This window comes from Ensifer sp. R1-3, assembly GCF_056739175.1.
In genome coordinates, this window is record NZ_CP096519.1 from 49,859 (window position 1) to 63,845 (window position 13,987).

The 13,987-nt window shown below is 58.6% G+C and carries 16 protein-coding genes; 10 read left to right on the forward strand and 6 right to left on the reverse strand.

Going from position 1 to position 13,987, the window contains the following annotated elements:
* Positions 1–322 precede the first annotated feature (322 nt).
* From M1D43_RS31795 to M1D43_RS31815, 5 genes are read left to right on the forward strand one after another with little or no spacing between them, the layout of a single operon-like run.
* On the forward strand, positions 323–832 hold the full coding sequence (locus tag M1D43_RS31795) for a ubiquinone biosynthesis methyltransferase UbiE (RefSeq protein ID WP_498815183.1): 510 nt from the start codon (positions 323–325) through the stop codon (positions 830–832).
* Positions 829–2,007 carry a class I SAM-dependent methyltransferase gene (locus M1D43_RS31800; RefSeq protein WP_127643357.1) on the forward strand — a complete coding sequence of 393 codons (1,179 nt, stop codon included), beginning with the start codon at positions 829–831 and terminating at the stop codon, positions 2,005–2,007. The genes M1D43_RS31795 and M1D43_RS31800 overlap by 4 nt, the downstream gene beginning before the upstream one ends.
* Positions 2,004–4,364 carry a SpoIIE family protein phosphatase gene (locus M1D43_RS31805; RefSeq protein ID WP_498815184.1) on the forward strand — a complete coding sequence of 787 codons (2,361 nt, stop codon included), beginning with the start codon at positions 2,004–2,006 and terminating at the stop codon, positions 4,362–4,364. Before M1D43_RS31800 ends, M1D43_RS31805 begins: the two co-directional genes overlap by 4 nt.
* A 3-nt stretch (positions 4,365–4,367) precedes the next feature.
* Positions 4,368–4,925, forward strand: coding sequence for a slr1658 superfamily regulator (locus M1D43_RS31810; protein WP_498815185.1), 558 nt, complete (start codon positions 4,368–4,370; stop codon positions 4,923–4,925).
* Between the two features lie 16 nt (positions 4,926–4,941).
* Positions 4,942–5,280 carry a slr1659 superfamily regulator gene (locus M1D43_RS31815; RefSeq protein WP_498815186.1) on the forward strand — a complete coding sequence of 113 codons (339 nt, stop codon included), beginning with the start codon at positions 4,942–4,944 and terminating at the stop codon, positions 5,278–5,280.
* Positions 5,281–5,374: 94 nt separating this feature from the next.
* On the opposite strand, the gene M1D43_RS31820 is transcribed toward M1D43_RS31815, so the two are convergent.
* Genes M1D43_RS31820 through M1D43_RS31845 form a run of 6 tightly spaced genes read right to left on the reverse strand, consistent with a single transcriptional unit; the run spans position 5,375 to position 8,653 of the window.
* A complete protein-coding gene (locus M1D43_RS31820; protein WP_498815188.1) occupies positions 5,375–5,791 on the reverse strand; it encodes a hypothetical protein in 417 nt (138 codons plus the stop codon).
* Between the two features lie 22 nt (positions 5,792–5,813).
* Positions 5,814–6,407 (reverse strand): hypothetical protein, encoded by a 594-nt coding sequence (locus M1D43_RS31825; RefSeq protein ID WP_498815189.1) that lies wholly within the window; start codon positions 6,405–6,407, stop codon positions 5,814–5,816.
* A gap of 1 nt (position 6,408) precedes the next feature.
* Entirely contained in the window at positions 6,409–6,813 is a 405-nt protein-coding gene (locus tag M1D43_RS31830) for a hypothetical protein (RefSeq protein ID WP_498815190.1), read from the reverse strand.
* The gene (locus M1D43_RS31835; protein ID WP_498815191.1) at positions 6,814–7,515 is read right to left on the reverse strand and encodes a thermonuclease family protein; all 702 of its coding nucleotides are present in this window, start codon (positions 7,513–7,515) and stop codon (positions 6,814–6,816) included.
* Positions 7,512–8,048 carry a thermonuclease family protein gene (locus M1D43_RS31840; protein WP_498815192.1) on the reverse strand — a complete coding sequence of 179 codons (537 nt, stop codon included), beginning with the start codon at positions 8,046–8,048 and terminating at the stop codon, positions 7,512–7,514. Before M1D43_RS31840 ends, M1D43_RS31835 begins: the two co-directional genes overlap by 4 nt.
* Positions 8,045–8,653, reverse strand: coding sequence for a hypothetical protein (locus M1D43_RS31845; protein ID WP_498815194.1), 609 nt, complete (start codon positions 8,651–8,653; stop codon positions 8,045–8,047). Before M1D43_RS31845 ends, M1D43_RS31840 begins: the two co-directional genes overlap by 4 nt.
* A 222-nt stretch (positions 8,654–8,875) precedes the next feature.
* Here M1D43_RS31845 and M1D43_RS31850 point away from each other — a divergent pair, with 222 nt between their 5' ends.
* From M1D43_RS31850 to M1D43_RS31870, 5 genes are read left to right on the forward strand one after another with little or no spacing between them, the layout of a single operon-like run.
* On the forward strand, positions 8,876–9,787 hold the full coding sequence (locus tag M1D43_RS31850; protein WP_498815210.1) for a lytic transglycosylase domain-containing protein: 912 nt from the start codon (positions 8,876–8,878) through the stop codon (positions 9,785–9,787).
* Between the two features lie 11 nt (positions 9,788–9,798).
* On the forward strand, positions 9,799–10,137 hold the full coding sequence (locus M1D43_RS31855) for a TrbC/VirB2 family type IV secretion system protein (protein ID WP_015241462.1): 339 nt from the start codon (positions 9,799–9,801) through the stop codon (positions 10,135–10,137).
* A gap of 3 nt (positions 10,138–10,140) precedes the next feature.
* Entirely contained in the window at positions 10,141–10,440 is a 300-nt protein-coding gene (locus M1D43_RS31860; RefSeq protein ID WP_014531077.1) for a VirB3 family type IV secretion system protein, read from the forward strand.
* Between the two features lie 2 nt (positions 10,441–10,442).
* Positions 10,443–12,902 carry a VirB4 family type IV secretion/conjugal transfer ATPase gene (locus M1D43_RS31865; protein ID WP_498815195.1) on the forward strand — a complete coding sequence of 820 codons (2,460 nt, stop codon included), beginning with the start codon at positions 10,443–10,445 and terminating at the stop codon, positions 12,900–12,902.
* Positions 12,899–13,987, forward strand: a complete 1,089-nt coding sequence (locus tag M1D43_RS31870) for a lytic transglycosylase domain-containing protein (RefSeq protein WP_498815197.1) — start codon at positions 12,899–12,901, stop codon at positions 13,985–13,987. The genes M1D43_RS31865 and M1D43_RS31870 overlap by 4 nt, the downstream gene beginning before the upstream one ends.

Sequence of the window (13,987 nt, forward strand, 5' to 3'; positions counted from 1 at the left end):
CAGCGGGCGTTCCGCATGGAACCCGTCCTTCGATGGGGTTGCAAGTGCCAATGCGTAAATTTGTGCTGCCGACCCGGTCATCATTTCGAGCCGTCAAGTAACGGGTGCGACCTCCTCCGAACTCACCGGCATTGACAGTGTGAGCGGCCGCCATAAATCCCCCGTGAAAGGTTGCATGCGCAACAACACGTTTCGCGTAACGCGACAGCTGGCGCGCAAAGCGGTCTGCGACCGCGGCTTGGAGATCCTTTCCGCTTTGCAAGAGCGCCTCAAGAGGCTATGCGCTGAGAGGGGATGCTTGAGCGAGCGGAGGAGGAATAGCATGAATGCAGCCGTTGAGAGTGCAGCTTTCGAGCCGCTACTGCAGTTCGAAATGGAAATGGAAGCATTTCTGTCGAACTGGCACCATTGCGATCAGCTATCGAGCTTCGTAGCGCGGATGATCAGCCACAATCGGGCAGATCCTGTGCGACATTCGAACTTCTTGTCCTCCGCTTTGAACGAACTCTTGGAAATGTCGTTTCGAAGCGGGATTCCCGATGGGAAGCTCGGTTGTACGGTTTACCGCCACGGTCCGACGGAGCGAGTAAAACTCACCTTTCCGTGTCCCTCGGCGCAGTCGCAGTTTTACCGCGAGGCGGTTTCCAGAACCCGAAACGGCAGCGGCTATGCCCGGTATCTTGATTCCATTCTAACGGACCTTGCGCCCAGCCGTGAGGTGATCCTTCTCGATCTGGCGATCAACTTCGACGCAGAAATTCGCCTGGAGGAACAAGCTTCCCCCTCGATCACCCTTGTGGTGGACTTGCCTCTTGAAGGAATTGTAAATTGAGCTCGGCAGTCCTTTCCGAACCCTATCGGGCAGAATTTGACCCAAATAGCCAGGAATTCTCGCTAGCCGGCGTCATCCGCCCTCATTCTGTGGATGAGATCGCCGCGACGGTTACGCAACTGAAGCAAGCGATCGACGAGGCGCGCGGCATTCTCTACTTCAATGTGAAGCGCCTCGCGCAGATGAACAATACGGCGTTCCATGCCTTTGCGCGCGCTTTTATCGACGCCTGCCGCACCAGGTCTGATATCCGCTTCGTCATCGTCACCTCGAGCGTCGTCGGCTGGACCGAACGGATGTTCCGCCATCTCGGTAACATCGAACCGCAGATCACGGTCGAAGTCTACGATTCCAAGTTCTATCCTGGCCAGACCTTCGTCGAAGACACCAGCTTCATTCCGATTCTTCGAACGCAAACCAAGATGACCTGGCGCCATGAGCGAACCATTCTACCGCGGCACGGCATGCGGCCGGGAATTCATATGGCGGACATTTGCTGTGGCATCGGCGACTTCGCCGTGCTGGCGCGCAAGGAGTTTGAACCGGCCCGGATCGTGGCTCTCGATCACTCGAAGGCAAGCCTTGCATATGCCCGAGACGTGGCGACAAATTTTGGAATCACGGATATCGAGTATACCTATGGCGACGCGTCCGAGATGCTGCTTGAGGACAATCAGTTCGATCTCGTGACCTGTCGCCACTCGCTGCAGATTTTCAACCAACCGGACCTGCTCCTGAAAGAGTTGTACAGGATCTGCAAACCCGGCGGACGGGTGTACATAACCAACGAGAAGAATTCGCATTGTCTCGGCGAGCCGCGAGCGCAAAGCATTCAATGGACCTATGACGAGGTAGCCAAGCTGTTCGCCCATTTCGAGATGGATGTGGAACTCGGCCCGAAGAGCCGCCGCTATCTCACCGATGCCGGATTCGACGACATACGAGTCGAATCTTTCATGGTTACCAATCTCGATGGGGACCCGCAGGACTTTGCCGATATCATTACCGCCTGGGAGAACGTCTACGCAGGCGAAATGGCAGTGAAGCGCGGCGATCCTCCAGAATTCATCGAACGCTTCCGCCAGGGATTCCGCGATCATATCTTCGCAGCCCTTCACCCCAAAGGCTACGCAGGCTGGCCGATCTGGGCAGCGTCGGGACGCAAGCCGCTATGATGCCGTTCAACCGGGCGACCAACGGCGTCGGTGCGCGCTCGTTCCGCGCCAAGTTCATCCTAGTCGTCGGCGGCGCCGTGCTTTTCGACCTGCTCGTTACCGGCGGCCTTGCTCTCTGGAACGTGCAGAGGCTCTCGCGAGACGCGACGGCACAAGTCGGTGAGGGGCTTGAGGCGGCAAACGAGGACTATATCCGCTCCTACGCGGAAACGACGGCCGGGCGCGTCAATCTGCTTTTAGACCAGGTTCACTCTGATGTCGGCGCTCTGGCGGGTGTGCTGCAGGCGCAGATCGATCATCCCGAAAGGGAAACTCAGATTGGCGAAGCCTTGGCCCGCAGTGCGCCGGGAGCCGTCACGGTCAGCTACAACGAGAAGGGCGGGTGGGCACAGAACTTGCCCGGCTCTTCGTCAGTCGTCAGCGTTTGGGGCTATCTGCTCGGTTCCAACCGCGTCCCGTTGCCGGAGGTGCAAAGAGATATCGAGAACAGCGCGGTAGTTGACCTCGTTGCTCCGAGCCTTCTGGCAAACGGCCTATCGAAACTGCAAATGTACTATATCGGCCCGAAGGAGCGGCCGATCTTTCGCACAGCTCCGTATACCGATCAGGCCCAGACCTTCGACAGGCTGTACCCGGGCCACAACCAGGCGGAATTCTGGCCGTTCTTCTTCCCGGGACTGTATGAATCGTGGGAGCAATGGGCGGCGGATCCCGCGTCGCGCCCGGTAGAAAACGACATCACACAGACGGCACCCTACACCGACGCGATCACCGGCAAGCTGATCGTCAGCTTCTTCCAGCCGCTCTGGTCGCGCGGCCGTGACCGCGTCGCGGGTGCTGCCGGGGCCGATATCACCCTCGACCAACTGGCAGAGATTGTTGAGAATGTCAGGGTCGCCGACCACGGCTTCGGCTTCCTCACCATGTCCGACGGCAATGTCGTCGCCATTAACCCGGTCGGCGAAAAGGTGATCGGTTTGCAGACGTCCAGCGACGTCAACGGCCAAGGTGTGACGGGTCTAAATCGTTCATTGCGCCGCAGCGCACAATCGGCGATCGCCAAATTGCCCTTGGAGCAGGACGGGCTGCTGCAGCATGTCCTGCTCGAGGAAAACGGCGAGAAGGTGCCCTATCTCGTCATGCTGAAACAGTTGCAGCCGACGAACCTTTGGGCCTCGGGCCCGGTTCGTCGTGAATCCATGCTGCTTGGGATCGTGGTGCCGGAGCGTGAAATCTATGCCTCGCTCTTCGCCGCACAGGCGGGCATCAACAAGGCAGCGAACAGAATCCTGGTCTATCAGGTGCTGGCTCTGCTCATATCGCTCCTCTTTGTCACAGCGGCAGTGTTCGCCATCTCCGGGCGGATCACCAGCGGCCTCAGCGCGCTTGCCGATGCGGCGAAACGAATTCAACTCAAGGACTATTCCGTCCGCGTCAACATTCCGACGCGCGACGAGGTCGGCGAGGCCGGAAACGCCTTTAATCGCATGGCCGAGCAGATCAGCTATCACACCGAAAACCTGGAGCAACTCGTCCAGGATCGGACGAAGGAGATCGAAGAGGCAAACCTGCAAATATCCGCCCTGAACGAGCAGCTGCGCAGCGAGAACGTGCGCCTCGGCGCCGAACTGGACATCGCGCGCCAGATCCAGATGATGGTCCTGCCCAAGGCCAGCGAGCTTGAGGAGATCGCGGACGTAGAGATCGCTGCCTATATGCGACCCGCAGACGAGGTAGGCGGCGACTATTATGATGTGCTGAGGGACGGAGAGCGGCTGAAGATCGGCATCGGCGACGTCACCGGGCACGGCCTCGAGAGCGGCGTGCTGATGCTGATGGTGCAGTCGGTCGCGCGGGCACTGCAGGAATCCGGTGAAATGGACCCCTCGCAGTTCCTCAATAGGCTCAATCGAGCCATTTACAAGAACATCGTCAGAACCAGCACCGACAAGCATCTGTCGCTTGCGTTTTTGGACTACCGGGCTGGACGGCTAACACTGTCAGGACAGCATGAGGAAGTGATCATGGTCCGGGCTGCCGGAACCGTCGAGCGAATTGATACGATCGATCTCGGTTTGCCGATTGGCTTGGAGTCCGACATCTCGGCCTTTGTCGCGACGCAAGACATCCCCTTTGCACGCGGGGACATGGCTATTCTTTACACAGACGGCGTGACCGAGGCCGAGAGTTGCAGCAGAGAACTGTTCGGCATCGAGAGGCTTTGCGCAAGCGCACGTCGTCTTTCCGGCCGCAGCGCCGAAGAAGTCAAGACCGGCATTCTCGACGACCTGGTGGCGCATATCGGCACGCAGAAGATCCATGACGATATCACGTTGGTAGTGATGAGGCACAGGTAGGCGATGACCACTTTGTTTGGACTGGAAGACGTCGCGATCGGCACGGGCGAAAACGTTGCCAAACTCCGTTTGTTCGATGGCCCGCTCGACCTCGGCTGGAAGCACTGTGCGATGACCTCGGATTTCGTCGCAGAATTCGTTGCCTTGCGCTACCGAACCTCCCGCAACGTCTACAAGGAGGTCAGGCACAACGTCGGCTATCTCACGAACGAGCTCATCGAAAACGCCGTGAAATTCCGAGCGTCCGGTGAAATTGTCGTGGAGGCCTCGATAGCCGATAACACCTTCCGGACGAAGGTTACCAACTTCGTCGAAAAGGGTACCGCCGAGCGGTTTCAGCATCTACTTTCGGAGATCGCCACGGGGGACCCGGGCGATCTCCTCATAGAGCGGATCGAAGCGAACGCAATGGGGGAAGCGGGTGGCTCTGGGCTCGGTCTTCTAACGCTCATGAGCGACTATGGCGCTCATTTCGCCTGGGTCTTCGGATCCGTCGACCAGGAGCGCCGCATCCCGCTCGAAACCTATGCTGCGCTTGCAGTTCCCGATCTCTCGGCTTGATGGGCAGATTTGAACAATGGAAATCAAAGACGACGACTATCGCGTTTGGGCAGAAGGCAAGGACATCTACTTCGATGGGACCATGCGCCTGCCGAGCACGGAGGCCTATGCTCCGATTTTCTCTCTGGTCATGAGCGTTCTCGATGACGAGCCAGAGCGCGTCACCGTCGACCTGACCGGGCTGCAGTTTTTGAACTCGTCCGGGATCAACCTACTTGCAAAACTGACGATCGCAGCTCGCAAGCTACCGAACGTACACGTGACCATCCGCGGAACCTCGGAGTTCCCGTGGCAGTCGAAATCCCTGCCAAACCTAAGGAAACTACATCCGGGGATCGATCTGAAACTCAACTGAAGGAGCCGTGCAGCCAACTGACGGCCAAAGGCGCATATTTTCTCCTCGCATAGGCAGAACGAAACAAGAAGCCGCCTTGAAGGAGGCGCTTTTGTTAGTTGATTGTGGCGATCCACTCGCCCGAGGCCGACTTAACGAAGCCGACGATTTGATCGATAGGCCGCGCTTCGGGTCCCATCTTAACCGAGGCCATGCAGGCGACGCCTGGCCCTGCCCCGGCCTTGTCACATTGGCCGAGTGCCAAAGAGATTTCCGGCAGATTATTCCGATCCCAAACGAGAGGAGACGCCGCATGTGCTTTGCGGTAAGCGGCCAATGCTTGGGCTTCTGTCGGCGCTTCAACAGTCGGAATAGGGCAAAGGGATGGATCAGCGGAGATAGCAGCAACCAGTTCGGCTTTCGAGATGGCCTGAGCTTCGACTTTCGGCTCGGAGGTTGCAATGTAGGTGCCGCCGGCGCCAGCCGCTATACCGAGGGTGGCTGCGATCGCGATTATGGCGTTCTGGTGCATAGATTCTTCCTCTTAGGCAAGGCTAGGTACGTAGATTGAACCAGAAGCGCTCTTTGACGCCCTTGTCGTTGGGAATGTCGAAGAACCAGGGATTTGCGCGCCGCGGACGGGGGGAAGTTACCTGCACCTTGCAGCCGTGGTAGCGATTGTCGCGATTCCCGAAATGGTCGCTGTTGCCGCTGATGGACCTTACGGTCACGCCGTTACGCTGGTTGGCGTCCTCGTCACCATAGAGGCGGTTGTACTCGCCGCTGTTCTCGCATCTGTCCACGACCCGGACGCATTGGTCCTCCTCGTTGCGGCGGTGCAAGCCGTTGTCGTTCCCATCATTGCTGGAGGTGGGGCGCGCCCCTGCAGGGCAGTCCTCGAACTCTTGCCGGCCTGGCTCGCCGGCCTTCGCCTCGTGGCAAATGGGCCAATCAAATCCGGGCTTTGACATTGCGGTTATCAGCCTCTTCATCGGGGGCACGCAATAGGGAACGCCCTGCCAGGACGGATTTTGCGAGGCAGCGCAAAGGAGAACTTGGCAGCCCCAGGAAGCATCTTCTGCCTTTGCTCCTGTGGGGGCGAAGGTAAGCGCAGCAAGACCGGCTGCAGCATAAAGCAGGTGTTTCATGTCAGTTGGCCCTGATGATGGTTGCAGCTGGAGCTTCCCGGTCGACGAATAGCTTGTCGAGCGGTGTGGCGTGGTGCACCCGACCGCCTGCTGCGTAGATGATGGCGGCACCGAGCGCGAAGGCTGAAAACCAGAGAATCCCGATCCGAAAAAGCATCGGCTGGTTGGGAATGTCCCGGCAAAGCGGTGGAAAGGCGAATAAGCCGACGAGAAAGCTGTCCAGCGCCAGATGACGTCGATCGAGAAAGAGGATCGAAAGGATCAGGAGCGCCAGGGCGAACGGACCGTGCACCCACCAGATTCGTTCCGAAACGACGATGAGCGCAAACGATAAGGGAATGGCGAGCATTAAGCTCGCCAGCGGATCGGTTGCGAATGAGCTCGCAAGATGTGCGAAGTCTGGCAACTATCGGTCTGTCCTCTTCGGCTTTTTCCGCGCGTCGATGAAGGGCGGCGATATTTCGCTTTCCCGTTCGACAAGCAGGTTGAAGTCGGCGAGCGGCTGACGGTCTAGCGTCTTGTCGACGGCCTTGCGACGCCACTCGTTCATGTCGAGAACGTAAGCGGCCCACATGCCATACCGGGCCGCCATCGCATGCTGCTGATAGGCCAGGTATTGGCTGTTGTATGAATAGGGCGACGCGACACGCGCCCATCCGACACGAAGCATCTCGGCCGCGATATCGCGGCCGGCTGACGTGCAGCGGGCCTGGGGGACACCGTCATTGCCATAGGCTAAGACGGTACATTCGACCGGTTTGCTGCCTATGGTCCTCTTGAGCCAAGCCTTTGCAAGTGGGCCGCACGGAACGGGTGAAGGCGCCTTTTGCCGCTGGCGATCCACCCACTTGGGATCAATCGCCCACTGTGGGAGCTCGCACGCGTCGATCTCGACGAGGCGAACACGCTGCGCATATTGCGGATACCACAGGGTGCGGCCGTCCATGACGGCGACTCGGCCATTATAAACCGGATTTTGGTAGATCGGAGCCTGGCTCAATCTCTGCGGTGGCCGAGCCGCCGCGGCCGGAATCTTGATGAGATCCGCGGCCGTCGCTGCATGGGGGATCGTAGCGAGCGCGGCGGCTGCAAGTAGGTATCGCTTCATTGACCTGCCTTCTTGGTTCGCGCATTCACCTCGCGGCTCAAGAGAATGGCCGGATGCTGGACGTCTTCGAACTGCCAGAGGCCGGCACGCTTATCGCGCGCAAGTTTCTCAGCCACGGCATAGGGGACGTGATAGGGCATGCCCTCACCGTTGAGGGCCGCGAAGGCGTATCCGCTCGTGATCAGGACGTTTGCCAGATCAAGCCGCTCCTTCCCAACTGTCGCGTAGCAGACGACGTAAGTGATACCGTCATTCTTCACCACCGGGGCACAAACGGGTTTGGTGTCTTTGATATAGGCCGCCAGCACGGCAAGGGACGCCTCGCCGCAGTCGCGTTTCTGCCCGTGCTTGTCCGTATAGGCAGTGCCGCGCAAACAGGACTGGACGCCATAGAGGCGGAATCTTTCACCATTGGAAACCCAGGTGTCGCCCGTTTCCAGGGTGACGCCAGGAAGAAGATCGAAATAGCCCGCGGGCGCTGCGGATACGAATGTCGGCAAGAGAGCCAACAGAAGGGAAAGAGCCCTTCTCATTGACCCTTCACCCTCGGATCGGCCCACATCCCGAATGACCCCTTCTTGCCAATCTCCTCAGCTTTGGAGAGATCCGGACGAACGGGAGTCCCATCTGGCTTTTTTGCGAGGCGGAGCGCGCCGAGCGACAAAAGCTGCTCCTCGAACATATCGACGGAGTCGAGGCTACCGGGGAAATTATAGTAGCCGTAGCAGGTGGCGTTCTGGACCGGCGAACCTTGCTCGCTCACGAAGGCGCGGCAAAACACGACCTTCGGGTTGTGCAACAGGACCTGAAGCTGTTGCTGCGCATAAACGGTGCAGCTCCCGGCGAAGTCTTCACTGCGATTGACCATTTCGCCCTTGCATGGCTCCAGGCCAAAAAGGTGCAGTGTTGTCTTGTCATCCACGCGAAAGTCGGTCGGTGAAACGGCCTTAAATCCGGCCGTTGTTGCATAGCCCTTCCGATCGGCCACCTTCCCGCTTCCGTCGTAATATTCGAGCACGAGAACCGTCTTGCCCGGCGCTGCGAGCGATTTGATGTAATCCTTGTTGATGTCCGAGACGGACAAAGCAGGTGTTGCGATTGCGCAACTTGCGAGTGCGGCGATGATGGTCCGTCTCATTTTCTAGCCCTTACCCATATTGCTTCATCTCGTTCCCCTGCAATAGGGGGTTTAAGTCTGCCTCGAAAAGTTGTATCGCTGAACCAAATCGATGCGATACCTTCACCAGCTTAGTTGGTTTTCGTTTCGATCACAACACCGCAAGTTAGGCGCGCGGCGATGGAAAAAAGGGCTAGATTTGCAGGCGTTTTGGGCTGGACCGCTTTGACGGGAAGCGCCCTTTTGTGCACGAGCTGGGTTCAGATTTCTTACGCCCAAGATGGGCAGAAATCTTCAGGTATTATAGCAAAAAGAAGCACTTGGACGAACGAGCGCAAGGCGGAGCTTGCAACGAACTTCGATGAGCGCTGGCGCGGCTCAGAGAAGGAGTTCGTGCTAGGCGCTGATGGCGTTGTGAAGCAGCAAAATGCGGGTCAGAACAAAGCTGACCAAGGCCACCATAATTTTGGGGGTCTGCATCGTATTGATGCAGCATTGAGCAATTTCGCCCCCTCGAACGACGTACCGAACAGGGTTGATGAACCGCAAGCTCCCACGGGCTCGCTACAGCAAATCGATGCAGTTCGGCAGATCAAAGACAACACCAAGGACGTGTATGAGTGCGGTCCGTCTCCGCTCAGCCCGGAAGAGGTTAAGTCTCTGGTTGTGCAGACGGCGCGCAAATTTCGCGTCGATGAAGTCTTCGCGACGGCCATCGCCTGGGCGGAGAGCGGCTTTGACCAAAGCCGCAATTCCCCAAAGGGCGCGCGCGGACCGATGCAGCTCATGCCTGCTACGGCTGCGCGGTTCGGCGTCAAGGACATCTGTGATCCCGCACAGAACATTGAGGGCGGGATGAAGTACCTGCGCTTTCTGCTCGATGAGTTTCAGAACCCGCTCCTGGTCGCGGCTGCCTACAACAGCGGCGAACAGCGGATCTACCAACACGGCGGCATCCCGCCGTTCCAGGAAACAGTCGGGTACGTCGCCAAGGTGGTGAACTACCAACTCGGGCTGCCAATGCCGTCGGCAAAAGGCAAGGCGAGGCCGGCCGCCGCTCCGCAGGCGGTCTCGGATGCGACTGACAGCGGCGACGCCGGTGTCATCGCCGTGAAGAAGACCGGCAAGTTTGTCGGCGGTGTCATGCACTTTTGAAGGAGAGAAACATGCAATTTGAAATGCAAACGAGGAAATCTCAGGCGGTGAAGCTCGCAGCCACGCTCGGCATTGTGGCGGCATTCCAAGTCGCGGGCGCTGATGTTGCTCTCGCGCAGAGTGCAGGCGGCGCCTTCGGGCCGCTGCAGACGGCGGTACAGATGATCGTCGATTTCATCACGGGCCCGTTCGGTCGGCTGCTCGCGATCATCGCCGTTATTGGCCTTGGCTTTCTGGCATTCGCCGGACGCTTGTCGTGGTTCACTGCCGGCGCGGTCGTGATGGGAATCGGTCTGGTGTTTGGCGCACCCGCGATCGTCGACGAGATGATCTCGGCGGTCGGTCAGTGACCGATGAGTGAGTTTCAGGACGAAAAACCAGCTCTGACGCCGTTGGTGATCGGGTTAACCCGGTCCCCAACGCTTTGGGGCGTGCCCTACATGGCGGTGGTGCTGATCGTTGGCGTCACCATCATCGGCTGGCTTGCAACGAACGACCTCCTGGCGTTGCTCATCGCGCCGGTTGCTTACCTTGTCCTGTTCTCGCTCTGCACCTGGGACAACAGGATCCTCGACGTGATGCAGGTGACGTCCCGCAAGACGCCCCGCACGCCCAACAAGCGCTTTTGGGGCACCAACTCTTACGGACCGTGACCATGCTGAAAGTCGTCAAAGAAGAGCTTGGATTCGGCCGGGTCGCCAGCAATGAGCGGCCCATGTCGACTCATATTCCGTATCTTCGACACGTCTCCGACACAGTGATCGGGCTGGAAAACGGATCGCTTCTAAGCGTCATCAAACTCGATGGACTGTTCTTCCAGACGGAGGACCAGGCTGAGCTCAACATGCGGTCGGTCGTCCAGAACACGATGATCCGTGCCTTGGGGTCGAGCCGCTATTCTCTTTGGTCGACCGTGATCCGAAGAGAGGTCGAAACGCAGATCGGTGGCGCCTTCGACGAACCATTCTGTGACCTGTTGAACAAGCGCTACATGGGGCAGCTGCGCCACAAGCGCATGTTTACGAACGAAATATACCTGACGGTCGTGCGGTCTGGGATGCGGGGCGCCCTCGGCGTCGGCGACTCGTTGAAGAGGCTCTTTGACAAGGCAAACAGGGACGCTCGGGCCCAGCAAACACGCGAAGATGTTACAGAGCTTGAGGAGCTGATCGGCAATATCGTCCGCGATCTGCACAAGTATGGAGCCCGGGTGCTCGGAATTACCTATCGTCGCAGGAATGACGACGAGGCCAAGATTGAAGGGCGTGAAGAGAAGGAGAAAGGCGAGCCCTACTCCGAACCCTGCGAGTTCTTCAACGCGATCCTGAGCTGCGGTGTGCCGCGGAAGATGCGCCTGCCCCGCATGGGCATTCGCAATTATGTCGGTACGTCGCGACTGCATTTCAGCAAGCGGACGATGCAGGCTCAAGCGGCTGTCGATGAAGACACCCGCTTCGGGGCGCTGCTGTCCATCAAGGAATATCCGCCCTTCACCGGGCCGGGAATGCTGGACGGCCTGCTGCAGGTGAACCACGAATTCATTCTGACGCAATCCTTCACCATCGCCGACAAGCCGATCGCTCAAGAACGTATTAGTCGATTGCAGAGGCAGATCAGAGCCTCGGACGAGTCCGGTAGCTCAGTCGAACAGGATATCGACCATGCGCTCAACAGCCTGATGAACCAGGAAGCCGTCTTCGGTTTCCACCATCTTTCGCTCCTTTGCCTCTCTCGCGATCTCCCGGGCCTTAGCCGCACCGTTTCCGAACTCGGTGCTTGCCTCACCGACATGAACCTCACCTGGCTTCGCGAAGATCTGAACCTCGAAGCGGCATTTTGGGCGCAACTTCCCGGCAATCACAGCTACATTGCTCGCAAAGCGATGTTGTCGAGCGCGAATTTTTCCGGCCTGTCCTCCATGCACAATTTCGCGACGGGCCGGGCCGATCGCACTCATTGGGGACTGCCGATCACGATCCTCGAAACCACGTCGCAGACGCCGTACTGGTTCAACTTCCATCGCCGCGACATCGGGCACTTCCTCGTCACGGGGCCAACCGGCTCCGGTAAAACGGTCGCTTTGACTTTCCTGCTCGCACAGGCGATGCGCGTGTCACCGAAGCCGAAAGCCGTGTTCTTCGACAAGGATCGCGGCGCGGAAATCTTCGTGAGAGCGATTGGTGGTTCATATGAGGTGCTGTCACCGGGAGCGCCGACCGGCTTTAACCCGCTGCAGCTCGAAAATACCGGCCCAAACCGCGAATTCCTCCTTCGCCTTTTGAAGGCAATGCTGCGCTCCGGTGATCGCAGTGACTTCACTCAGGAAGACGAGGATACGCTTGAGCGGGCGATCGTCCGCCTGATGCAGGAACCTGCGGCGGAACGAAACCTAGCGAACCTGGCCGCCCTCCTTGTGGGCCGGTCGCGGGCGGATGCCAACGACCTTCACTCTCGCCTTCGTCCTTGGATCGAAGGTGAAAAGGCGTGGCTCTTCAACGCTCAGCACGACGTCCTCTCTTTCTCGGGTCGCAGCGTATTCGGGTTCGACATGACGAACATCCTCGGCAACGAGGATCTCCGCACGCCGGCGCTGATGTATCTCTATCATCGCCTCGACGAGTTGCTCGACGGGAACCCGGTCATGTTCTTCATGGACGAGGGCTGGCAGCTTCTTATGGACGAGACCTTTTCGGCGTTCATCGTCGACAAGATGAAAACCATCCGAAAGCTCAACGGCATTGTTGGCTTCGGCACCCAGTCCGCGGCGGATATCGCCAAGGCAAAAGCCTCGCATACGCTGATCGAGCAGTCGGCGACGAACATTCACTTTCCGAACCCGCGGGCCGACGAAGAGAGCTACATCAAGCGCTTTGGCCTGACGGTGAAGGAATTCAACTTCATCAAGAACACCCCGCCCGAAAAGCGAACTTTCCTGATCAAGCACGGCAATGACTCGGTCATCGCTCGGCTCGATCTCTCCGCCATGCCCGATCTCATGAAGGTGCTTTCCGGCCGCAAGGAGACCGTCGAGGAGTGCGCGGCGCTTCGGGAACAATATGGCGACGAGCCCGAAAATTGGCTGGCTGAATTTTGCGGATGGGAGAAGGCCGAATGAGGAAGAGTCCTGCTTTGTGGGTGATTTCTGCGCTGTGGCTTGGTGCCTTCGGAACGGCGCACTCACAGGTGCCGGTGCTTGACGGCAAGGTGCTCGAGACCGACACCAAACGCGACCAGACGACGACGGAAATCGAGAAGACGGATAGCGACCGTCATACGGTCAGCAAGAGCGTCACCTGCTCGATGTATCGTCCAGGTCGCAGCGGTGACGCCGCTTCCGCTGCAACGGCCAACCCGGAAATCACCGGCCTTGTAAAGCGAGTGGCCCAGGAAGAAGGCGTCGACGAAAGCCTCTTCATGGCTCTCGTCTACCAAGAAAGCCGGTTCAATCCCTGTGCGAAATCGCCGGTCGGCGCCATCGGGCTTTCTCAGCTTATGCCGGGTACGGCAAAGGATCTCGGGGTCAATCCTTATGACATGGAAGACAATCTTCGTGGCGGCGCGCGCTATCTGAAACAACAGCTCCGGCGCTTCAACGGCAACACGAATCTCGCACTGGCTGCCTATAACGCTGGACCTGGCAACGTCCAGAAATATGGCGGTATTCCGCCATTTAAGGAAACGCAAGGGTATGTCGCAAACATCACCCAAAAGTGGCTCCCCGCCTTCGGCGGCTCCGACGTTGCCAGCATTCCGGCGAATTATGGTGGCGGGTCTACCGCCTTCACCGGCATGCGGGACTCCACCATCAATTCCATGGCGACGACCCAGGCGATCGGGGAAAGCAGCGGAAACGTTGCCTCTTGGCTGCAGCAGTTGGGCGCAATGTCCAGCGGGACGATCCAGGACAGTTGGGACCACAATTCCGGCGCGCGAAATGCCAACCTCGAAATGATGAACCAGGTCATCCGCCTCGGCACGACGATGGCGGACCTCATGAATTCTCGAACTGCAGTTGATGTCAGCGGCCTGTCCGGCTCTGCGCGCACCAGCGAAATCAAGAATGATGACGACGAGGAGGATCGCGAAACGACCGGCGTTTGCGATCCCCGCGAGGGGCTTGAATGGAGCCCGACAGAAAAGGCTTGCGCCCAGAAGCGGGAGCGCGAAGCCAACGTGGATCTGATGTTGACCGCTCAATGA

What these genes read in the sequence shown, in the direction of transcription:
- M1D43_RS31825 (WP_498815189.1), bottom strand. Translation starts at nt 6,407, where the DNA reads ATGAAACACCTGCTTTATGCTGCAGCCGGTCTTGCTGCGCTTACCTTC.
- M1D43_RS31810 (WP_498815185.1), top strand. Translation starts at nt 4,368, where the DNA reads ATGACCACTTTGTTTGGACTGGAAGACGTCGCGATCGGCACGGGCGAA.
- M1D43_RS31820 (WP_498815188.1), bottom strand. Translation starts at nt 5,791, where the DNA reads ATGCACCAGAACGCCATAATCGCGATCGCAGCCACCCTCGGTATAGCG.
- M1D43_RS31860 (WP_014531077.1), top strand. Translation starts at nt 10,141, where the DNA reads ATGAGTGAGTTTCAGGACGAAAAACCAGCTCTGACGCCGTTGGTGATC.
- M1D43_RS31865 (WP_498815195.1), top strand. Translation starts at nt 10,443, where the DNA reads ATGCTGAAAGTCGTCAAAGAAGAGCTTGGATTCGGCCGGGTCGCCAGC.
- M1D43_RS31835 (WP_498815191.1), bottom strand. Translation starts at nt 7,515, where the DNA reads ATGAAGCGATACCTACTTGCAGCCGCCGCGCTCGCTACGATCCCCCAT.
- M1D43_RS31840 (WP_498815192.1), bottom strand. Translation starts at nt 8,048, where the DNA reads ATGAGAAGGGCTCTTTCCCTTCTGTTGGCTCTCTTGCCGACATTCGTA.
- M1D43_RS31845 (WP_498815194.1), bottom strand. Translation starts at nt 8,653, where the DNA reads ATGAGACGGACCATCATCGCCGCACTCGCAAGTTGCGCAATCGCAACA.
- M1D43_RS31870 (WP_498815197.1), top strand. Translation starts at nt 12,899, where the DNA reads ATGAGGAAGAGTCCTGCTTTGTGGGTGATTTCTGCGCTGTGGCTTGGT.
- M1D43_RS31815 (WP_498815186.1), top strand. Translation starts at nt 4,942, where the DNA reads ATGGAAATCAAAGACGACGACTATCGCGTTTGGGCAGAAGGCAAGGAC.
- M1D43_RS31855 (WP_015241462.1), top strand. Translation starts at nt 9,799, where the DNA reads ATGCAATTTGAAATGCAAACGAGGAAATCTCAGGCGGTGAAGCTCGCA.
- M1D43_RS31795 (WP_498815183.1), top strand. Translation starts at nt 323, where the DNA reads ATGAATGCAGCCGTTGAGAGTGCAGCTTTCGAGCCGCTACTGCAGTTC.
- M1D43_RS31805 (WP_498815184.1), top strand. Translation starts at nt 2,004, where the DNA reads ATGATGCCGTTCAACCGGGCGACCAACGGCGTCGGTGCGCGCTCGTTC.